This window comes from Binatus sp. (SeqCode) (assembly GCF_049584895.1).
GTDB lineage: Bacteria > Desulfobacterota > Binatia > Binatales > Binataceae > Binatus.
In genome coordinates this window covers 1-20822 of sequence record NZ_JBAUYR010000066.1, presented here as the reverse complement: position 1 = coordinate 20822, position 20822 = coordinate 1, and the positions used below count along the sequence as shown (strand labels likewise).

Below are 20822 nucleotides of genomic sequence, written 5' to 3'. Positions count from 1 at the left end.
CAAATCACCGACCGAAGAGTCGTGGATGATGCGGCTGTACATCGCCGGGCAATCGGCGCGGTCGCTGGCCGCGATCGCGAATCTGCGTAAAATCTGCGATACGCACATGCCTGGCCGCTGCACGATCGAGGTAATAGATCTGATGCGCAATCCGGAACTGGCCAAGGCCGATCAGATTGTCGCGATCCCGACGCTGATCAGAAAACTCCCGATCCCGGTAAGGCGCATCATTGGCGATCTTTCAGCTACGGATAAGGTTCTCATGAGTTTGGAACTGACCGTCGTCTGAGGAGTAAGGTGGCTAAAATTCATCAATTGAAACTTGGGGCGCGCGCGAAAACATCCCACTCCAAACCTGTCCACTACCTGCTACGCCTTTTCACCAGCGGCACTACGCCCCGATCGACCAAAGCACTGCGAAATCTGCGCAAGATTTGCGAGACCGATCTCGAAGGCAATTACGATCTCGAAGTGATCGATATATACCAGGAGCCGGGCCGCGCAACTGAATTCAACATCATCGCCGCGCCGACACTGATCAAGGAAGAACCGCTCCCGACCAGACGCATGGTCGGTGACCTATCCGATACACCCAAAGTGCTCCTTAGTCTGGCAATCGCGAGGGCCAAGTGAAGGCGTATTTGAAACCGTCGGGACGCCTGGAATTGGATGAGCTTCGCCAACGTCTGCAAGAGGCTGAAGAAACGCTCGACGCGATTCGCAGCGGCGAAGTCGATGCGCTGGTGGTGTCGGGACCCGCCGGCGAGAAAGTCTTTACACTCGAGGGCGCGGAGCATCCGTACCGCGTCTTAGTGGAAAGCATGAATGAGGGCGCCGTTTCGCTTTCCAAAGAGGGAACTGTTCTCTACTGCAATTCGGCATTTGCGCGCATGGTCGGCATCTCACTGGATCAGATAATGGGTCACGACGTGTGCGAATTCGTACCGATCGAAGATCGCGACGCGCTCAAAAAATTAATTAAACAGGGGCTGCGCGAACCTATGCGCGCCGAGATGACGCTTCTGCCGAGCTCGGGCGCGTGCCTTCCAACTCAATTCTCGCTCAATCCTGTGGACCTCGAGGGCAAGCCGTCGATCGGGGTCATCGTGACCGACCTGAGCGAGCGCAAGCGCCAGGAGGAGGCCGAAGCCGCAGTCCGGATGCGCGACGAGTTCCTTGCGATTGCCTCGCACGAACTGCGCACTCCGCTCAGCACTCTTGGTCTTCGCCTCGGGCTGCTCGAGCGTCATGCCATAAGTGGCGACTTGAATCAGGTTCAAGCGAGCGTCAACCGGGCCAAGGAGCAAACCGAGAGGATGCGCCGCCTGGTGGACCGTCTGCTCGATGTTTCTCAACTGGCCAGGGGAAGACTCAAACTGGAACTGGAGCAGGGCGACCTCGACGAGGTGGTCAAGGAAGCTGTGGAGCGGTTCACGGAAGTTGCGTCGAACGCCAAGTGCGAGGTTCGCTTGACCGCGCCCAAGGCTATCCGCATGCAAATCGACAGGTTTCGGCTCGACGAAGCGATCGGCAACGTGATCTCGAACGCGATCAAATACGGCGCGGGAAAACCGGTCACCATTGACCTGAAGGCGAAGGACGGCAAAGCAATACTGGTCGTGCAAGATCGCGGCATCGGAATTCCGGAGCAGGATTTGTCGCGAATCTTCGGACGGTTCGAGCGAACTACTATCAGCCGCAACTACGGGGGACTCGGACTCGGACTTTATATCGCGAAGCAGGTTATTGAACAGCATGAAGGGTCGATCAGAGCGGAGAACCGGCCCGGCGGCGGTGCGCGCATCGTGATCGAGCTGCCCCTCGTCAAGAGCACGGCATCAAAAGAAAATTGATCTACGTCAGCGGCTTGTGCCAGAACTCGAGCGCGATGCGATCTTCACCGACCACGACCCGATCGAAACCCACCTTGCGATAGAGCCCGCGCGCGACGCGATTGTCCTCGCGCACTTCGAGCGTGATACGGCAGCAATTCAGATCGCGCGCCCGGGACTCGATACGTTTGAGCAGCATCGCGCCGATGCCGCGCCCGCGAACTGAGAGATCGACGAAGATATCGTGGATGTTGAGCAGCGGCCGCGCCAGGAACGTCGAGAATCCCAGGAAGCAGATCGAAAAGCCTACAGCCAGATCGTCGCGATAGGCGAGGAATACGTGGCACGCGGGATGCGCGCGCAGACCCGGGACCAGGTCGCGCTTGACGTGCTCGGACGGCGGCTCGCCACCCTCCATCGGATCGCGCATGTACGCGTCGAGCATTTTGACGAGCGCGTTCTGATGATCGGCGCGCGACAGGTCGGCGTCGACGATCGTTACGTTGGTGACTCGCTCAGTCGTCATGAGATTTTCTTGTCGTCCTTGTAGGTCTCTTCCCAGTTCTTGAACCCTTGCGGGTCCCATCGCTTCCAAACGCCCTCGCGCTTGCCATCCTTGTACATGCCGATCGCAGCAATTTTGCCGTCGGTGTACCAGCCGGTATGCTCGCCGTCCTGCACGCCGTCCTTGTAGTGATCGACGGATGCCTTCTGGCCGTTGTCGTACCAGCGGGTCCATTCGCCGGTTTGTTTGCCGTCGTGATATTCGCCCTGGAGCATCTTGGAACCGTCGTCATGATAAATCACGAATGGTCCCTCTTTGACGTCCTGGCCATTGACCGTCTTCACGCATTCGATCTCGGAATCATTGGGCGGCCCGTTGCCGACCTGTTTCGTGCCAGGCGGACAGGTGGGAGCCGCTTTGCAGGCAGCGAGCGCGACGGCGAGTACGAGGATGGCGACAGCGGGTTTCACTGAAGTTGAAGTGCTCACGTCGAGAAAGATCCGGGGGTCCTCGGCTACGCTCGGGATGACAAAAAAAATGGGAAAGGCCCCTGTCCCATAGGGACAGGGGCACTGAGATCGTTGATTGCTAGTTCGAGCCGGTTGAGCCTAGCAGGTTGCCGCCGAGGGTTGCGTTGCCGACGGCGACGTCGCCGATCACGTTGATCAGGGCGGGTTTGCCCGACTTGAACGCGCGCTCGAGCGCCGGAATTATCTGCTCGTTGGTCTCGACATGTTCGGCGTGACATCCCATCTCGGCGAAAATTTTGTCGTAGCGGATGTTCGGCAGCATGTTGAACGGATCGGTGCGGCCCTTCAGCCCCGGCATCTGATCGAAGTTCGGGCCCCACGAGCTGTTGTTCCACAGCACCGTGATGACCGGCAGCTTGTAGCGCGCCGCAGTCTCCATGTCCCATCCGCCGATTCCGAGTCCGCCGTCGCCGCTGATCACGACGACTTGCTGGCCCGGCCGCGCGAGCTGCGCGCCGATACCCATCCCGACGCCGTGACCGACGGGCGCGAGCGGGCCCGCGTCGACGACCTGGCCCATGAAGCGGCAGGTGAACGCGCGGCTCATCCATCCCGAGAGCGTGAAGCTGTCGATTACCGTGGTGGCATTCTTGTCGAGCACTTTGATCAGGTCCTCGCACAGTCGCGCCGGATGTATCGGTTGATTCTTCGCGACCTTGGCGTTCTGCTCTTTAATCGTGTTGTCGAAGCGCTGGCGCGTCTCCCAGACCTGCTTCACCCACGGCGAAGTTTTGTTCTTCGAAAAGTCGAGCTTCAGTTCCTTGATCCTCTTGATCATCTGTTGCAGCACGATCTTCGGATCGCCGACCATCGGCAGGTCCGCGTTAACCTGCCATCCGATGCGCGTCGGCACTGGATCGACCTGGATGTACTTGGCCTTATCGGTCCAGGTTGGGGGCTGCCCGAAATGCTCACCGCTCCAGAAGCGGAAGCCGATTGCGAGCACGACGTCGGCGCCGCCCGTGAACGGCTTCTTGAACGCGCCGCGAATCGCCAGCGGATGCTCTTCGGACACGACGCCCTGGCCTGCCCGGCGCGCGTAGATCGGGATACTCGTCAGCTCGACGAACTCGCGCATTTCGGGGCCCGCCTGCGACCAGAATACGCCGTCGCCGCATGCGAGCAGCGGGCGCTCGGCCGCCACCAGCAACTCGAGCGCGCGATCGATCTTCGACGGATCGCCCGCCGAACGGACGTCGTCGATCGTAAACTCGCGCGCGCCTTTGCGCTGCCCTGAGTCTTCTTCGTGGTGATAGAGAATGTTCTGCGGAATCTCGAACAGCGCGACGCCCTGCGGCGGCGAAATCGCCTCGCGGAAGGCGGATCGCAGATCGAACTGAATCGTGGACCAGTCGGTCACGCGCTTGGTGAACTTCGAGAAGCTGTCGACCACCTCGGAACCATAAGCTTCCTGGAACGATCCGAGATGATCCTCGGTGTTCGGATGCTGACCCGAGATGCAGACCACGGCGCTGTTAGTCAGTCCCGCGACGCACAGTCCCGTTACCGCGTTGGTGAGACCGCATCCCGCGGTGACCATGCACACGCCGACTTCGCCCGAGGTGCGAGCGTAGGCGTCAGCCGCGTAGGCAGTCGCCTGCTCGTGACGCATGTGGATGAGCTTGATGTCGTGATTGCGCAATTGGCCGAGGATGGGAAACAGGTGTCCGCCATTGATCGCGAAACAATATTTCACACGATTTTCGCGCATCACGCGCGCGATTAATTCTCCGCCGTCAGCTTTCGCCATTGCAAAACTCCTTGAGGAAATTTTCCCGCCGGTCCGAATCCTTGCACATTTACCTTGTCGCCGAAAAGCGGACGCGCTCGCGACGATAAGACCGCGGGATACACTCCGAAAAAAATGAAGCGAATCGGTTGCTTGATGCTCGCAAGCCTGTCACTTTTGACCATCGTTCGGTGCTGTGGGCTCGGGCGTATCCGAGCGCTGGGGTTGCGGGCGGCGGAGCGGCAGGAGAGTAGCCGAATGCTAAAGGATAAATTTTAGTTCCAGGATCTAACCATGCGGCGCATCCTCGCCTCACTCATCCTAATCACAACATTTGTTATCGTGGCCGCTACTGCACGCACCGACTCATCAACGCCGAGCGCGTCATTAGCCTCGTCGACGACGCCCGCATCTGTCCCGGCATCGTCGTCCTCATCGTTCTCGTTGCTGGATCCAAGCACCTGGAAGATGCCGCACTACGACTGGAAGTCGTTCAAAATCCAGGACCCCAATTCGTGGCCGTTCATTCCCGTGCCTGAAGTCGCAACCGATCCCAACGGCGGCGTCACTTACGGGGTGCTGCCGGTCTGGTTGTTCACCGACGACAAGAACGAGATCAGCAGCATTCTCGCGCCCGATATCAACTCCAACAGCACGCTTGGACCGGGCGGAAACTTTCGCTACCTGGCGTACCCGTCGTCGGACACAAACTGGTATGCGGAGGCCGGCGCGCAGGAGACTATCGCGCGCAACGTCGATATCGATTACCAGACCGGCCGCGAGCACAAGAACTGGTTCTCGTTCGAGGGGCGCTTCTTTTTCGAGAAGGATCCGACCGAGCGATTTTACGGATTGGGAAACAACTCTCACTTCGGCAATCAGACCAACTATACGACCGAGCAGGTTTACGGCGAGGCGATCGGCGCTATCAACCTGAACGATCGATGGCAGCTGTCGATGACGGAACGCCCGCGTTGGGTACGGATCCATGATGGCGGGTTCACCTCGTTGCCGTCGATTTTCCAGCTATTCCCGAATCAGAAGGGTATCAACGGCGGCAGCGAAGTTCTGTCGCAGTGGATGGTCCAGTACGATTCGCGCGACTCGGTGGATATCCCGCATTCGGGGCAACTCGCGCGCCTGTACTACGGCGTCGCGGATCGCAGGTTCGGCAGCTCGGTTTCGTACAATCGTTTCGGCGGAGAGTTCCGCGAGTTCTACACGATCGGCGAGCGCGTCACACTCGCGGGCCACGTGTTCAACGAATACGAGCCGGCGGGCAACGAGATGCCCTTCTGGTCGCAGGCGCGGCTGGGCGGTGACGAAAGTCTGCTCACCGATCAGGAAACCCTGCGCGGTTATGGGACCGGCCGCTACGTCGACAACAACCTGTTTGTCATGAATCTCGAAGTGCGCACGCGGGTGTGGGACAAGAATATTTTCGGCACCCACGGGATCCTCGAGCTGGCGCCGTTCGCCGAGGCAGGTCGCGTCGGGCATGACATGGGCTATAATCCGTTCACGAATCTGCATCCGGTTGGCGGCATCGGATTCCGCGGAATCGCGGAACCGTTCGTAGTCGGCTTCGTCGACATCGGATGGGGCGGCGAAGGCGCCGCCGTCTTCTCGGGCATCAACTATCCGTTCTAGTCGCGCGCAGCGCATCAGTTGCAGGCAGCCTGACTATCGGCCACTATCCGGCTGCTGATGGCACACCGAATTTCTGCCGGCGCTGCGTCGTTGCGAGTCGGGGCGATGCTCCTTGTTCTTATTTCCGCCACCGCAGCGATTGCCGCTCCGCCGGAGGCCCGGCCGTTGCCGCCGCAGGTGCTTTCCACGGCCCCGGGGATCCATCCTTTCGGGAAAGGCCGGCACTCGTGGTGGGGGATCAGGATGTACGACGCGACGTTGTGGATTGTCGGCTCGCGATGGTCTGCCACGGCGCCTCATGCGCTCGATATCGAGCCGGGCCGCGCTGTTCCATCGGACACTCTGGTGACCAACGCGATCGCCGAGATGCGCGACCTCAAGCTTGGCGACGAGCGCCAACTCGCAATCTGGCGCGCGGAAATGAAGAAGCTCATTCCCAACGTTCAGCAAGGCGATCAGATCGTCATCTTCTGCTCGGACACCGGCCGGACAGTTTCCTATTTGAACAATTCGAGCACCGGCGAGGTTGACGATCCGTCATTCTGCCCGGCGGTCATGAACGTGTGGCTTCATCCGCAAACCAAACATCAGGCAGTACGAAAGTCGCTGCTGAGACAATGACGTATGCAGCACTCCCGCCGGGGGCCTGATAAATCTGAGATGGTTTCATCTTAGGTTAGATGCGGCTTTCCGAACTCGACTACGAATTGCCTGAAGAACTGATTGCGCATGAGCCGACGCCGTCTTCTCGGGCATCAACTATCCATTCTAGCCGCGCTGAATCTTTTCCCGGCCATGGCTTGTCACACTTACAGATAAACTATATTTGGGTTTAGTCGCGTGCCGACGGATTTCCTGTTAATCGAAGATGGTTGCGAGTAAGCGAATTGCTTCGGCCACAAACTCCGGAGCCTTCGCAAATGGAAGCCGCGTTCCTCAATCAGCCCCTTCAGGAAGGACAATAAGTGAAAACGTCGCGTCTCGTTCTGGCCGCTCTTTTTCTGTTGGTTGTCTTGTTTGGTTTCATCGCGTCCAGTAGTGCGGGCGCAAAAGCTCCTCTCAAGGACCCTCACGGCAAGATCACCAGCTGGACTGAATTCAACGCGTTCGACCTCAAGGTCACATCGCCTGATGTTTCAGGGCACTCGACATGGCAGGGAGAGTTCGACGACGACTCGTCAGATATCCAGCTCGTTGGGGACACGTTCGAAGATAACGCGCCTAAGGCCGGAAAGATTCTTTTGATCGGCGGACGGGTGCTGGCAATACAGGGAAGCATCGCTACGCCGGGCTACGAGATGGACGCGCTCGACAGCGGAGTCCTTCAATATCAGTTGGTTCTCCAGTTGCTCGGAGCAGCAGTATCTGGCGGCCCTGCCGGTCTTAAAGGCGTGCGCGACATCGACTTCTCTCAACAAAACACGGGAATCAAATTTGCCACTTCGAGCGCGCAGGCGTTCATTGCTCCGCCCTGGCGTGTGAAAGGAGTCGTGAAGATGGCGGCGCCGGATGCAATCGAGTTCGATCTCGAGGTAACTACCGGCGTGAAAGGAAAGCCGCTCGACGAGGGTGGCCAGCGGACGCTCGACTACTCGGGCCATTTATCCAGAGTTGCCAACGCACGATTGGATGACTCGATGGTGCTTGACGGCTGGTCTCTCTTCGGGGTTGGTCCGTATTCAAAAGAATCGCCCGATGGGACCGTCCATTCCTACGGCGCGCAAGCCGCACCCGATATGCACAAAACTATCGCTGCGATTCGCGCCGATATTCGCGCGAAGCAGCAGGCCGAGGACCAGGCTAAGCACCCGACAAAAATCCGGCCCCTGTAGCGTCCGATTCGATGGTGAATCAAGATCGTGCTTCGCTCAGATGCGGCTTTCTGAACTAGACTACGAATTGCCTGAAGAACTGATTGCGCAGGAGCCGCTGGCCCGCCGCGACGAGGCGCGTCTGCTTGTGCTCAACCGCAAAAGCAAGCAGGTCGAGCATTCGCGCTTCTACAAGCTCGTCCGGCATCTGCGCGAAGGCGATCTGATCGTGCTCAACGACACGCGCGTGCTGCCGGCTCGCCTGTTCGCGCAGAAGGAGTCGGGCGGACGCGTCGAGCTGCTGATGGTGCGGCCTGCCAGCGCGGCCGAAGGTCCCGCGGGCGCATGGATCGCGCTGATTCGGACGCATCGCGTGCTCAAGGACAATGCGCGCCTCATCCTGAGCGACGGTCATGCGCTCAGAATCGCCGGCTACGCGCGACCGGGCCGCCCAATCGTCGTAGCTGAAGGCGACGTTTCGATCGAACAGATATTGAATCGCGATGGCACGCTCGCGCTGCCTCATTATATACGTCGCACCGTCGGTCCCGCCGATATCGATGACTATCAGACCGTCTATGCCGCGCGGCCCGGCGCGATCGCGGCGCCAACCGCGGGGCTGCATTTCACCGACGACGTGTTCAAGGCGCTCGCTGATGCGGGGATTCGCACAGCTACAGTGACGTTGCACATTGGTCCCGGCACTTTCGCGCCGGTGCGAGCGGTCGAAGTCGAGAGTCATACAATGGAATCCGAGTGGTACACGATTCCGCCCGCGACGCAGACCGCGGTCGAGCTTGCACGGCGAATCGGCGGGCGCATCATCACGGTCGGCACCAGTTCGACCCGCGCGCTCGAGTCGTGGGCGATAACCGGCGACGTCGAGGGTTTCACCGGGCTCTTTATTCATCCGGGCTTTCGCTTCAAGCTGGCAGACGCGATGCTGACGAACTTCCATATGCCGCGAACCACGGTGCTCGCGCTGGTGATGGCGTTTGCGGGACGCGATCAGATTCTCGCCGCGTACCGCGAAGCGATTCGCCATCGCTACCGCTTTCTCAGCTACGGCGACGCGATGTTGATCCTGTGAACGGGCCAATCGAATTCAGTGTGACGGCCGTCGATGGCGATGCGCGTACCGGGCGGATCAAAACTCCGCATGGCGAGATCGCGACGCCCGTATTCATGCCGGTCGGCACGCGCGCCGCGGTCAAAGCGATGGCGCCCGACGAGTTGTGGGCGATGGGCTACAGGATGGTGCTCGCCAACGCGTACCATCTGGCGATTCGCCCCGGCGCCGAGCTGGTCCGCGAGATGGGCGGTGTCGCGCACTTCATGGGCTTCCCGGGCGCGGTGCTGACCGACTCGGGCGGCTTCCAGGCGATGAGCCTGGCGAAAATCAATTTGATCAACGAAGAGGGAATCCGTTTTCGATCGCATCTCGACGGCGCGCCGTTGATGCTCACCCCCGAAAGCGCGATCGACATCCAGGAACAGCTCGGCGCCGACATCATGATGGCGCTCGACGAATGCACGCCGTTCCCGGCCGAACATCGCCGCGCACTCAAGTCGCTCGAGCTCACTGCGCGATGGGCCGAGCGCTGTCTCGCGGCGCGGAAGAGCGAGACAACGAAACAGGCACTGTTCGGAATTATCCAGGGCGGCATTTTCGAAGATCTCCGCAAGATCAGCGCGTCGCAGATAACCGCGATCCCGTTCGACGGCTATGCGGCGGGCGGACTTTCAGTCGGCGAGCCGAAGGACGCGATGCTGGAAATGGCGGCGCTGTCGGCCTCGATGATGCCGGAGGACAAGCCACGCTACCTGATGGGAGTAGGCACGCCGTCGGACCTGCTCGCCGCAGTCGCGATGGGCTTCGATATGTTCGACTGCGTGCTGCCGACGCGAAACGCGCGCAATGGGATGGCCTTTACCAGCACCGGCGCTGTGTCGATCAAGCAGGCGGCGCACGCGCGCGACTCGATGCCGCTCGATCCGGACTGCGAATGCCGCCCGTGTCGGACCCATTCACGCGCCTACCTGCGTCATCTATATTTGTCTGGTGAGATACTCGCGGCGCGGGCCCTGACGGAGCATAATCTCCACTTCTTCGGGAGCTTGATGCGCAATTGTCGCGAGGCTATCGCATCTGGGAATTTCAGGGCATTCGCAATGGTCACATCGGCCGGCTGGCGAGAGGCCGAACCGGCTGATGAGTGACTTTTGTCCATAAAATACTTAAATTTGGTCGATCGTAAGGACGTGATCTGATGTTGTTCGAAGGTACCGCATGGGCGCAGGCCGCTGCCGCCGCGCCAACCGACAATCCGTCGTTTGTCCAACAGTTACTGACGGGGCCGGGGCCGATCATGGCGATGGTCGTCGCCGTCATGTACTTCCTGGTCTTCCGGCCGCAGAATAAGAAGGCGCAGGAGCAGGCGAAGATGCTGAGCGCGCTCAAGCGCAACGACGAGGTCGTGACGACCGGTGGAATCATCGGGCGGATCCAGGACGCCGGCGACAAAGTGATCACGCTCGAAATCGCGCCGAACGTCAGGGTGCGAGTCGAGCGGTCGCAAATCGCGGGTATTTCTAGCTACAAGACCTCCGCGAAGAAAGACGACAAGTAGGGGCTTCAGAATAGTGGAACAGACGCAAAGTTTCGGACCGATCCTCATCCTGCTGGTGCTGATCGTGTCCTTTCTCTATATGCACTTCACCAACGGCAGCGGGCTCACCCGCATCTACCTGGCGGGCGCGATCGTGCTGGCCGCGATACTGATTCTGCTGCCGAGTCTCAACATCGACTTGCCCGATTGGTACAAGGCTGGATTCGGCGCAACCAAGATTCAGCTCGGCCTCGATTTGCAGGGCGGGACGCATCTGCTGATGGCGGTGAAGCTCGACGAGGCGGTGAAAACGCAACTGCGCCGCCGTGGCGACGATCTCAAGAAAGAGCTTACCGAAAACAAGATAGCTTTCCAGGACGTCTCGGTCGACAATTCTGGCAACCTGGTGGTCAAGCTCAAGTCGAGCGCCGATCGCACGTCTTTCCTCGACCTGGTGCAGAAATCGTTCGCCGATTTGACCGTGTCGAGCAATACTGATTCGTCCAGCCCCGGTCCTGTTTACTCGCTCTCCTTCAAGCCGCAAGAGGAGGCGACGATTAAGAGCAACGCGATGGATCAGGCGCTGGAAACGATTCGCAATCGAATCGACCAGCTCGGTGTGCGCGAAACCACCGTCGCCAAGGAAGGCGACAACGAAATCCTGGTGCAGCTCCCCGGTATCCAGGATCCCGAGCGCGCCAAGGAACTGATCGGCAAGACCGCGGTGCTCGAATTCAAGCTGGTCGACGATACCAAGAACGTCCAGGACGCAATCAAGAATGGCCCGCCGCCTGGCGACGAGATCCTCTACGGCACTTCTGAGAGCGGTGGCAGGGAGCCCTACCTGGTCGAGTCTCCGGTGCTGATGACTGGCGACGTCGTCACCGACGCGCGCGTGCGTCCGGGCGCTCGGCTCGAGGGCCCGTACGTCGCGGTTGAGCTCGACAATCGCGGCGCGGACATTTTCGACGCGATGACCGCGCAAAACGTCGGACGGCGCCTCGCGATCGTGCTCGACAACACCGTCTACTCTGCTCCGGTTATCAAAGAGCGAATTCCCGGTGGTCACGTGCAGATTACTGGACGCTTCTCGATGGAAGAGGCGCACGATCTCGCGATCGTCTTGCGATCGGGCGCGCTGCCGGCCCCGGTTGAAATTGAAGAGGAGCGCACAGTCGGCCCGTCGCTCGGGCGCGATTCGATTCGACAGGGCGAGATGTCATTCGTGATTGGTGCCGGCGCGGTGCTGATCTTCATGGCGGTGTACTACAGCGGCGCGGGACTGCTCGCGGACTTCGGATTGTCGCTGAATATCCTGCTGTTGATCTGCGTGATGGCTGCGCTCGGCGCTACTCTCACACTGCCGGGCATCGCCGGGATCGTGTTGACGCTCGGCATGTCGGTCGACGCCAACGTGTTGGTGAACGAGCGCATGCGCGAGGAGTTACGCAACGGCAAGTCGCCGCGCGAGGCGGTGAAGCTCGGCTACGAGCGCGCGTGGTCAGCGATTCGCGATTCTAACATCTCTACTTTCGCGGCAGGTTTGATCCTCTTCCAGTTCGGGACGGGACCAGTAAAAGGCTTTGCCGTCACTCTATGCGTCGGAGTGCTGACCGGCCTGTTTTCCTGTATTGTGGTGACAAGGGCTTGGTACGATTACAAGATTCAAATGCGAAAGCTCAGCGTAATTAGCGTTTAATTACTTTAATTGCGTTATAAGATGTAAATTGAACGACCTAGACGGATTGTAGGCGAACTCTCAGGTATTCGGTGACTTTTACCTTGACTTCGGCGGTCGGCGCATATTACAAAATCGCGTCCCGACAAAATCCCTGAAAGGCGTCTTGTTGGACTGATATGGCCGATAAAGACGACATACTGCTCAACTCCCGCGAAGTCGCGTTCATGCTCGATCTGAGCCCGGACACCGTCAACGAGTTTGCACGGCGTAATATTATTCCGGCCTTCAAGAAGGGCCGGCAGTGGCGATTTCGCAAGCGAGATATAACTTCTGTCAAACGTCAGTTGCGAGGAATCAACGCCGCGGCTTGACGCCACGCGCTGAAGCTCCTGTCCCGCACTGACTTCCCGGGCCGGTCCGACCCGAGGGAGCTCCCGATGTCCCAACCGCATGAAAGCCGCGTCTACTCCGACCTCGCGCGATTCTATGATTTCTTCTTCGGCCGGGTTTTCGTCGATCGCGAGCATGAGGTCATCGAGAGCCTGAATCTCAGGCCCGGCAACCGCGTGCTCGAAGTGGGAGTCGGCACCGGTATCGCGCTCGACGGATATCCGCCATACGCACACGTCGTCGCGATCGATCCATCGCTCGATATGCTCGAGCGCGCGAAGAAGCGCGTCACTGAAAACGGATGGAAGCATATCGAGCTGCGACAGGGCGATGCGCTCAATCTCGACTATCCCGACAACAGCTTCGACTACGTCACCTCGTTCCACGTTCTGACTGTCGTGCCCGATCCGTATCGGATGATGACGGAGATGGTACGCGTATGTAAGCCGGGCGGGCGCATCGCGCTCACCACCCATTTCCAGAGCGCGAACAAAGCGGTTGCAGCGCTCAACACAGTTTTCAATCCGATCGCGCGGCAACTCGGATGGACCACCAAGCTGCGCAAGAAGGACGTCCTCAAGGGACATCCGATCACGCTCGAGCGCAACGAAAAAATCAGCCCGATGTCAGTCCATACGGTGATCATCGCGCGCAAAAACGCGTGAGCATTTAGTCCGGCGTGGCTGAATCGAACAAACCCGACTCTGATTCCCAGGAGAACGACGAACGCGTCGAGCAGCTCGCCAAGGAGTTGGCCGAGCGTCTGCGCGCGATGCCCAATCGGCAGGAACTCACCGACTACGCGGTGAGCCTGCTGAAAGAGAGCAACGAAGACGCCGGCACCGCAGAGCAGGCGGCCGCGATGGTCGAGCGAGCGGCGCGCAACGACCCGTTCAACCCGATCGCATTCGCAATCCCGCTACTTGTGATCGGCGCAGTCCTGTGCGCGACCGGAATCCTCGCGGGCGTAGGCCTCGGCATAATCGGAATCGCAGCCCTGATGGTCCTATGGGGCCTGATAGTCGCCGTCTTCAGCCGCTTCCGCCGCACCGCAGACAAGCCGCAGCCGTAAACGCGCGTCGGCAATCGATGTGCAAAATCCTTCATTTCAATGAGCATTTTTTGTTGCAGAGATCGGGCAAAATTAGGTAGCCTTACGCCGGATTTCGGGCGGACTCGCGGACATAAAGTCGCAAGCGTTGGATTTTTTTAACCTTTCGCGGTATTTGCATTGATGTTGATGTGAGCGCTCCCTTCGGGGCGGCTCCTTGGAGCTTGGATGGCTAAGTTTGACTGGAACGAAACCAAACGCCAGATAACCGATTCGCAGGCCTGGCAATCGATCTTCAGGCACGGCTACGAAGACACGCCGCGCAACCGGATTCTGATGGTCTCCGGCAACGTGTGGCTCCATCTGCATCCGTCGAAAGTGCAGAAGCACACCGTCCGCCTGCGCTTCACCTGGTGCATGGGCGGGATCACATTTCTGCTGTTCCTCGTGACCGTTATCACCGGCGTCTACCTGATGTTCTACTATCGGCCGACGGCAGAATACGCATACGCCGACATGAAGTATCTCGAGTTCGACATGCCGTTCGGGATGCTGATGCGCAACATGCATCGATGGGCCGCGCACGGAATGGTGATCGCGGTGTGGCTGCATATGTTCCGCGTGTTCATGACGGGCTCATACAAACCGCCGCGCGAATTCAACTGGGTGGTCGGCGTGATCCTGCTGGTGCTGACGCTGTTGCTGTCGTTCACCGGATACCTGTTGCCGTGGGATCAACTTTCAATTTGGGCGGTGACCGTAGGATCGAATATGGCGCGCGCGACGCCGCTGCTCGGCCATGGCGGCCCGTTCCACGAAGTGCTCGGCGTGAATCCGGTCTACGACGCGCGCGCATTCATTTTCGGCGGCGCGGAGATAGGACCGCATACGCTGCTGCGCTTCTACATTTTGCACTGCATCTTTTTTCCGTTGATCGCGAGTATCTTCATGGCGGTGCACTTCTGGCGAATCCGCCGCGACGGCATGTCGGGGCCGCTCTAGGCCGAGGCTGAGGATGGGAGACGTATTTTCGTGGTTTCTGCACGAAGGGATCGTGCGCGTTCTGTCGGTGCCGATCGCAATGTCGGTCCTGCTGTATATAATGTACGTGCTCGCGGCGCCGCCGCCGTGGACTGACGACGAAGACGGAGCGCCGCACTAAGGGATTAATCATGGCAAGCCCGGAAGGTAACGAAGGCGGCATCGTGATGCACGCGGCGGGTGCGGGCGCGGGAGCGGCGTCGAGGACGCCACCGGCGTCCGGCGGCAAGCGCATCGAAGTCCCGATTAAGAAGGCGGGCGGCGGCGTCGAGGAGAAGCTGCACACCTGGCCGTTCCTCGTGCGCAACGAATTCCTGATGTCGCTGCTGGTCATCATCGTGTTGACGGTGTGGTCGCTGCTGCTCAACGCGCCGCTCGAGCAGCCCTCGAATCCGACTCGCACGCCCAATCCGTCGAAGGCGCCGTGGTACTTCCTCGGCTTGCAGGAAATGCTGGTGTTCTTCGACCCCTGGTATGCGGGCGTGGTGCTGCCGAGTTTCATCATCGTGGGCCTGATGCTGATCCCGTATCTCGACATCAATCCGAAGGGCAACGGCTACTACACACTGAAAGAGCGATTCTTCGAGATCATGGCTTTCTTCGTCGGGTTCCACATCCTGTGGGTCTCGTTCATTATCATCGGCACGTTTTTCCGCGGCCCGGGCTGGAACTGGTTCTGGCCCGGTCAGGTCTGGGATCCGCATCTGGTCGAAGCGTTGACCAACGTCGATCTGCCGTACATGTTCGGCTTCCGCGATTACCTGGCGTCCGCTCTGTTCGGATTGTTCCTGATAGGCGGCTACTTCGTGGTCGGCTACGCGGCCTTGTATTTCTGGATACGATCGCGGCCCGCGGGTGATCCGTGGTCCGCGTTTCCCGGCGGTGGTCCCGAGATTTTGCAGAAGTGGGGACCGGTGCGTTTCGGTATTACGGGATTTCTGCTGATCGCGATGGCGGGCGTGTTCATCAAGATGGCGCTGCGGCACGCGCTCAACATCAAGTACATCCTGGTCACGCCCTGGATTAACATCTGACGTGGCCGCGAAGACTCCGTGTTCATCCTCGCCAAAGTATTGCAGGCGCTCGGACTCGCCGACGTCGGCTTCGCGCTTTACGTCGGGATCACCCAGCCGCATGGGATGGGACACGAATACGAGTTCACCGGCATCGGCATCCTGGTATTTCTGGCCGGCTATATCATCGAAGGCTTGTGGGTTCGCGCCGGCAAATGACTATTGACTATTCGACTGAGTATTTGGATTGCGGCCGCACGGCGGCATTTGGAGCTGAGGAATAGGTAGAGCAGATGGCTGGCAGACCGGGGCTTGATCCCACCGAAGAAGGAAAATCTTACAGCGCGCTGTTCGTGCTGCTGGTAGCGGTTCTGCTGGTCAGCGCGGTCTGGTCGATTTGGGACGACAACATTTCACGCCGCCCGTGGAAGCAGTACCAGGTCGAGTGGGACCATCTCGCGTACGACAAGTACATGAGCGATGCGGCCGAGGAGCAGAAACGCCTCAACGCCGATCCAACGTATCAGAAAGTTTCCAAGGACCTCGCCGACGCGCAGAAGCAACTCGACTCCGGTGCGACCGCCGCCAAGCTCGCCGATCTGCGCGCGCAGTTGGTCGATCTCAACAATACTGCGAACGACAAAGATCAGCTGGTGCGTTTCACCAAGTCGTACTTGACCGAGCGATGGTACGACTACAATCACGCGATCCAGTACAAGCAGGACGCGACGCCCTACAAGGCTGAAATCGACAAGCTCAACGCGGAACTCGCGCAGGAAAATATCGTCTCCGACAAGGCCAAGGCCAATCTGCAGGCGGTCAAGGATCAGATCGAGGCGCTCAACTCGAAGGTCGACACTCTGACCGAGCAGATGAAGAAGCTGACCGCCAAGCGCGACGACTTCTTCGACAAAGCCGACACGTGGATGATCCCGGTCAAGTTCCGCAGCACGATCCTGTTCCGCTATCCGAAAATTCCGAAGATTCAGCAGACCGCGATCGACGACTTCGACCGCAACGCCTTTGACGAAGCGATCGCGCGGGTCGATCGATGCCAGAGCTGTCATATGGGCGCCGACAAGAAGGGCTTCGAGAATGCGCCCGAGCCGTTCCGCACGCATCCAAATTTCGATCAGATTATTTTGAAGCATCCGCCCGACAAACTCGGATGCACCCCGTGTCATGACGGGCAGGGCCCCGCGGTGAGTTCAGTTCGGCTCGCACACGGCGACGATCCGGATTGGGATTCGCCGATGCTGCGCGGCGACAAGATGCAGTCGCTATGCATCAAGTGCCATATCGACGTCGGCTCGTTGCGCGATGCCGCCGGCAAGCCGATCGCGGCGAACTGGGTCGAAGGCGAGCGCATGTTCCAGCAGATGGGATGCGCGGGATGCCATCTCGTCGCCGGCTACGAGGACATGCCGAAGATCGGGCCGTACCTGAAACTTGCGTCGGCCAAGCTCGATCCGTCGTGGACGGTGCGATGGATCACCGATCCTCACGTCTTTCGGCCGCACACCCGCATGCCGAATTTTTATTTCACGCGCGACCAGGCAACTCAACTGGCCGCGTTCCTGTTCGACAGCTCTGCGAAAAATTCGAAGGACTGGACGACGGCGCATCCGGAGCTGCCGACGCTCGAGGCTGACATCAAGAATCCGGCGTTCGTCGAAGAGGGCAAGGGGCTGTTCGAATCGGTCGGGTGCAAAGGATGCCACGCGATCGATCCCGATCAATATGGAACTCCAGTCGGCGTTGCCGAGGGCTTCAAGCCGGCCGAAGCGCGGACCGCCAAGGACTTCGCTCCTAACCTGAGCAAGATCGCGGAGAAGACTTCTGCGTCGTGGATATATACGTGGCTGAAAAATCCGCGCGACTTCTCACCGCATACAGCGATGCCGTCGTTGCGCCTCAGCGATCACGAAGCTGAAGCGCTGACCGCGTTCCTGATGACGCATGGCGAGAAAAAAGAAGACGCGGGCGTCGATACCGCCCTCAAGGATCCCGAGAATATCAAGGCGGGTGAAGCGCTGGTGCGCAAGTACGGATGCTTCGGGTGCCACGAGATCGAAGGGATGGACAAGGAGTCGCGCATCGGCGTCGAGCTGACGACGTTTGGCTCCAAGCATCTTGACGAATTGTTTTTCGGCAACCAGACCAACATCCCCGAGACGTGGAATGACTGGACGTTCCATAAACTGCAGACGCCGCGTATCTACCAGACCAAGGACGTCGAACAGTTGATGCCGAATTTCGATTTCGACGACGCCGACATCATCAACCTGCGCGTATTCCTCGCGGGCATGACCGATGGCAAGGTGCAGGAGCGATACCGCGACCCCGGCTCGGAGCATCAAAAACAGATCGTCGGCGGCCGGCGAATGGTCAACTACTACAACTGCGTCGGCTGCCACATCATCGAGAATCGTGGCGGCTACATCCGGCGTTTCTATCCCGAAGATCAAATCAACTTCGCGCCTCCAATACTCAATGGCGAGGGCTTCAAGGTTCAGCCCGAGTGGCTATTCACATTCCTGCAGGGTCCGACCCCGATTCGTCCATGGCTGAAGATCAGGATGCCGACTTTCCATTTCACCAACGCCGAAGACGACACGATCGTGAACTACTTCACGGCGCAGTCCGACATCAACGTGCCGTACATGTTCATCAACACCAACCTCACTCCGCCGTCCGAGCTGCAGGCGGGTGCGAAGCTGATGACCAAGGACTACTTCAACTGCTTCAGCTGCCATCAGCAGGGCGACAAGAAGCCCGAAGGTCCCGAGTCGGGATGGGCGCCCGATCTGGCGCTCGCGCATCAGCGGTTGAATCCGGACTGGATGCTCAAGTGGATCGCAAATCCGCCCTCGCTGCAGCCCGGGACCAAGATGCCGTCGTTCTATCCCGGCGGTCCCGACGACATCCTCGGCGGCAACCAGGACGCGCAAATCCGCGCGCTGCGGGACTACATCTTCTGGTTCGGCACACATCCCGGCGAGACGATTCCGGGGCAAGTCGCGGAAGTGCCGGCCAAAGTGAGTAACGCGGAAACTCGGCCGACACCAACGAAAGTGACTAAGAAGTAGGATAGTCCTGTCTATTGGATTGAGTTGGCAATTGACTATTCGCTATGGTGAGTGTTTGTTTAACCGATTGAAACTATCCAGGTAACTACCGGAGGAAATGGTAATGAAAAAGTATCGAATTTTACTGGCGGCGTGCGCGGGTGTTGCGCTCAGCATGAGCGTTGGCGCCAGCATGGCGAGCGCCGCCGGCGGCACGATTAGCGGAACCGTCAAGTATGACGGCACGGCGCCTGCGCCCAAACCGGTCGAGGTGACCAAGGACAAGGAAGTTTGCGCACTCCATCCGCACTTCACCGAAGATCTGATCGTTGACCCCAGTGGCGGAATCGCCAACGCGGTCGTGATCGTGAAAGGCGCGAAGGGCGACATGAAGCCCGGTGACGTAACCTTCGATCAGAAGGGATGCGACTACGTGCCGCATGTGCTCGCGTTTGAAGCGGGCAGCACTGTGAAAATCGTGAACTCAGACGGGATTCTGCACAACATCCACACCTACTCGGAAAAGAATCCGTCGTTCAACATGGCGCAGCCCAAGTTCAAGAAAGTGATCGAGCAAAAGGTCGAGCAGCCCGAAGTGATCAAGGTCACCTGCGATGCGCACGGTTGGATGAAGGGTTGGTGGGTCGCGACCGACACTCCGTACTTCGCGGTGACGGACGCCAAGGGCAACTACTCGATCGCGGACGTGCCGCCGGGCGACTACACAGTCGAAGTGTGGCAGGAGAAGCTCGGCACCGACGATCAGAAAGCCAGCGTGAAGGACGGCGCGACCACGACCACGAATTTCTCGCTGAAGCCAAAGAGCTAGTCGCGCGCCCGACCTTTGTTCCCATCTCCTGAAGGGAGAGGGGTTAGGGGTGAGGTGAGTGAGTGAACGACGGGGCCGGAGCAAATCCGGCTCCGTTTTTCTTTTTTCACTTTTCACTTTTTCACTGGAACAGTCGCGCACGCCGCGATAAGTTCGTCTCACTGTGATCAAACGCCTCGACACTCTTGAAATCGCGACCGCGGATCTTGAAGACGCCGCGTCGATCTACAAAAAGAATTTCGGCTTTTCAGTGATCGAGTCGCAGGACGGAAAATCGGCATCGATAAAAGTCGGCGGCGCACAGATTCGCCTCGTGACTGGCGGTGCGATCGATTCGTCGAACGAAGGAATGACGGGTCTATGGCTGGAAGCTGAGGACGTCGATCAAGTCGTGGCGAATTTTCACATTGCCGGTCTCGACGCGGGGATGCTCCAGATCGAATCAGGACGGCGAATCCTGACGATCGATCCCAAACTTACCAATCAAGTCCCACTGTTTATCTTCGATCGCAAAGTCTGAATGCTCGGGGCACGCGCCTTGCTTTGTTAGATCTCCATTGAGAATGGAGATTTTACAATGTCGAATCTTAAGCGAATTTTCCCCATGCTTCTCGTCGCAGGCGCGCTCTTCATCGTCCCCGGATGCGCATCGCAGCAGGCGGAGTACACTACTGATCGGGTAACAGATACCACCGGTAATACAGTCGGCTCAGTGCTCGACGCGACCGGCCACGTTATCATGTATCCCTTCCACCTGGTCGGCGATCTGTTCTCGTAAAGCGCGCGATCATCCGCTCTGCGCGAATAGAATCTTGTCGATCTCCTGACGCTGCGCTCGATGGGATCGTTCTCGACCTTGCACTCTGGTTGAAGATAATCGTCGCGTATCCGAAGCGTCCGTAGGCCCGCCTTCGAGGTTCGCCTCTTCCCCTCTCCCGGAAAGGGAGAGGATCGAAGGTGAGGGTCCTTGTGCAGCGAGCAGCTTCCGCGAGCGATTCAAGATTCTGTTCCAAGGAAGCGATCACTTCGCACCTCGGGCGTGAAGCTGGCGCGGACGGCTTCTTCGAGTTTACGCGTCAGCTC

General features: G+C 59.1%; 24 protein-coding genes. 21 read left to right on the top strand and 3 right to left on the bottom strand.

Annotated elements, in window-relative coordinates; translation table 11 throughout:
• Positions 1–25 precede the first annotated feature (25 nt).
• From WB650_RS12405 to WB650_RS12395, 3 genes are read left to right on the top strand one after another with little or no spacing between them, the layout of a single operon-like run.
• Positions 26–289, top strand: a complete 264-nt coding sequence (locus WB650_RS12405; RefSeq protein ID WP_422303595.1) for a circadian clock KaiB family protein — start codon at positions 26–28, stop codon at positions 287–289.
• Positions 290–297: 8 nt separating this feature from the next.
• On the top strand, positions 298–633 hold the full coding sequence (locus WB650_RS12400; RefSeq protein ID WP_422303590.1) for a circadian clock KaiB family protein: 336 nt from the start codon (positions 298–300) through the stop codon (positions 631–633).
• Positions 630–1853: an ATP-binding protein gene (locus WB650_RS12395; protein WP_422303591.1), complete on the top strand. Its 1224-nt coding sequence runs from the start codon at positions 630–632 to the stop codon at positions 1851–1853. The genes WB650_RS12400 and WB650_RS12395 overlap by 4 nt, the downstream gene beginning before the upstream one ends.
• A gap of 1 nt (position 1854) precedes the next feature.
• Here the strand turns inward: WB650_RS12395 and WB650_RS12390 are convergent, their stop codons facing one another.
• From WB650_RS12390 to WB650_RS12380, 3 genes are all read right to left on the bottom strand, one after another.
• Positions 1855–2358: a GNAT family N-acetyltransferase gene (locus WB650_RS12390; RefSeq protein ID WP_422303592.1), complete on the bottom strand. Its 504-nt coding sequence runs from the start codon at positions 2356–2358 to the stop codon at positions 1855–1857.
• A complete protein-coding gene (locus WB650_RS12385) occupies positions 2355–2807 on the bottom strand; it encodes a toxin-antitoxin system YwqK family antitoxin (protein WP_423960670.1) in 453 nt (150 codons plus the stop codon). Before WB650_RS12385 ends, WB650_RS12390 begins: the two co-directional genes overlap by 4 nt.
• A 118-nt stretch (positions 2808–2925) precedes the next feature.
• The gene (locus WB650_RS12380) at positions 2926–4617 is read right to left on the bottom strand and encodes a thiamine pyrophosphate-binding protein (protein WP_422303594.1); all 1692 of its coding nucleotides are present in this window, start codon (positions 4615–4617) and stop codon (positions 2926–2928) included.
• A gap of 273 nt (positions 4618–4890) precedes the next feature.
• On the opposite strand from WB650_RS12380, the gene WB650_RS12375 reads away from it, so the two are divergent.
• The 18 genes from WB650_RS12375 (at position 4891) to WB650_RS12290 (ending at position 20517) form a co-directional block, all read left to right on the top strand.
• Complete coding sequence (locus tag WB650_RS12375) at positions 4891–6246, top strand: BamA/TamA family outer membrane protein (protein WP_423960668.1); 1356 nt, start codon at positions 4891–4893, stop codon at positions 6244–6246.
• A gap of 57 nt (positions 6247–6303) precedes the next feature.
• Positions 6304–6867: a chalcone isomerase family protein gene (locus WB650_RS12370; RefSeq protein WP_422305324.1), complete on the top strand. Its 564-nt coding sequence runs from the start codon at positions 6304–6306 to the stop codon at positions 6865–6867.
• A 344-nt stretch (positions 6868–7211) separates the two neighbouring features.
• Positions 7212–8078, top strand: a complete 867-nt coding sequence (locus WB650_RS12365; RefSeq protein ID WP_423960667.1) for a hypothetical protein — start codon at positions 7212–7214, stop codon at positions 8076–8078.
• A 67-nt stretch (positions 8079–8145) separates the two neighbouring features.
• Positions 8146–9147 carry a tRNA preQ1(34) S-adenosylmethionine ribosyltransferase-isomerase QueA gene (gene queA / locus WB650_RS12360; RefSeq protein WP_422305061.1) on the top strand — a complete coding sequence of 334 codons (1002 nt, stop codon included), beginning with the start codon at positions 8146–8148 and terminating at the stop codon, positions 9145–9147.
• Positions 9144–10277 carry a tRNA guanosine(34) transglycosylase Tgt gene (gene tgt / locus WB650_RS12355; protein ID WP_422305063.1) on the top strand — a complete coding sequence of 378 codons (1134 nt, stop codon included), beginning with the start codon at positions 9144–9146 and terminating at the stop codon, positions 10275–10277. Before queA ends, tgt begins: the two co-directional genes overlap by 4 nt.
• Before the next feature lie 50 nt (positions 10278–10327).
• Complete coding sequence (gene yajC, locus WB650_RS12350) at positions 10328–10687, top strand: preprotein translocase subunit YajC (RefSeq protein ID WP_422305065.1); 360 nt, start codon at positions 10328–10330, stop codon at positions 10685–10687.
• 13 nt (positions 10688–10700) lie between these two features.
• Positions 10701–12365 (top strand): protein translocase subunit SecD, encoded by a 1665-nt coding sequence (gene secD / locus WB650_RS12345; protein WP_422305067.1) that lies wholly within the window; start codon positions 10701–10703, stop codon positions 12363–12365.
• A 158-nt stretch (positions 12366–12523) separates the two neighbouring features.
• A complete protein-coding gene (locus WB650_RS12340; protein WP_324096041.1) occupies positions 12524–12718 on the top strand; it encodes a helix-turn-helix domain-containing protein in 195 nt (64 codons plus the stop codon).
• 66 nt (positions 12719–12784) lie between these two features.
• The gene (locus WB650_RS12335) at positions 12785–13402 is read left to right on the top strand and encodes a class I SAM-dependent methyltransferase (RefSeq protein WP_422305070.1); all 618 of its coding nucleotides are present in this window, start codon (positions 12785–12787) and stop codon (positions 13400–13402) included.
• Positions 13403–13416: 14 nt separating this feature from the next.
• Positions 13417–13809: a hypothetical protein gene (locus WB650_RS12330; protein WP_422305072.1), complete on the top strand. Its 393-nt coding sequence runs from the start codon at positions 13417–13419 to the stop codon at positions 13807–13809.
• A 207-nt stretch (positions 13810–14016) separates the two neighbouring features.
• Entirely contained in the window at positions 14017–14790 is a 774-nt protein-coding gene (locus tag WB650_RS12325) for a cytochrome b N-terminal domain-containing protein (RefSeq protein ID WP_422296605.1), read from the top strand.
• Between the two features lie 13 nt (positions 14791–14803).
• The gene (locus WB650_RS12320) at positions 14804–14950 is read left to right on the top strand and encodes a hypothetical protein (protein ID WP_422296603.1); all 147 of its coding nucleotides are present in this window, start codon (positions 14804–14806) and stop codon (positions 14948–14950) included.
• 10 nt (positions 14951–14960) lie between these two features.
• Positions 14961–15863: a cytochrome C gene (locus WB650_RS12315; protein ID WP_422304307.1), complete on the top strand. Its 903-nt coding sequence runs from the start codon at positions 14961–14963 to the stop codon at positions 15861–15863.
• An 18-nt stretch (positions 15864–15881) separates the two neighbouring features.
• Positions 15882–16061 carry a hypothetical protein gene (locus WB650_RS12310; protein WP_422304306.1) on the top strand — a complete coding sequence of 60 codons (180 nt, stop codon included), beginning with the start codon at positions 15882–15884 and terminating at the stop codon, positions 16059–16061.
• 74 nt (positions 16062–16135) lie between these two features.
• Positions 16136–18931, top strand: coding sequence for a c-type cytochrome (locus tag WB650_RS12305; protein ID WP_423960662.1), 2796 nt, complete (start codon positions 16136–16138; stop codon positions 18929–18931).
• A 103-nt stretch (positions 18932–19034) separates the two neighbouring features.
• Positions 19035–19739 carry a carboxypeptidase regulatory-like domain-containing protein gene (locus WB650_RS12300; protein ID WP_422301907.1) on the top strand — a complete coding sequence of 235 codons (705 nt, stop codon included), beginning with the start codon at positions 19035–19037 and terminating at the stop codon, positions 19737–19739.
• A gap of 163 nt (positions 19740–19902) precedes the next feature.
• Complete coding sequence (locus WB650_RS12295; protein WP_422301909.1) at positions 19903–20259, top strand: VOC family protein; 357 nt, start codon at positions 19903–19905, stop codon at positions 20257–20259.
• A 57-nt stretch (positions 20260–20316) separates the two neighbouring features.
• Positions 20317–20517: a hypothetical protein gene (locus WB650_RS12290; protein ID WP_422301911.1), complete on the top strand. Its 201-nt coding sequence runs from the start codon at positions 20317–20319 to the stop codon at positions 20515–20517.
• Positions 20518–20822: the final 305 nt, after the last annotated feature.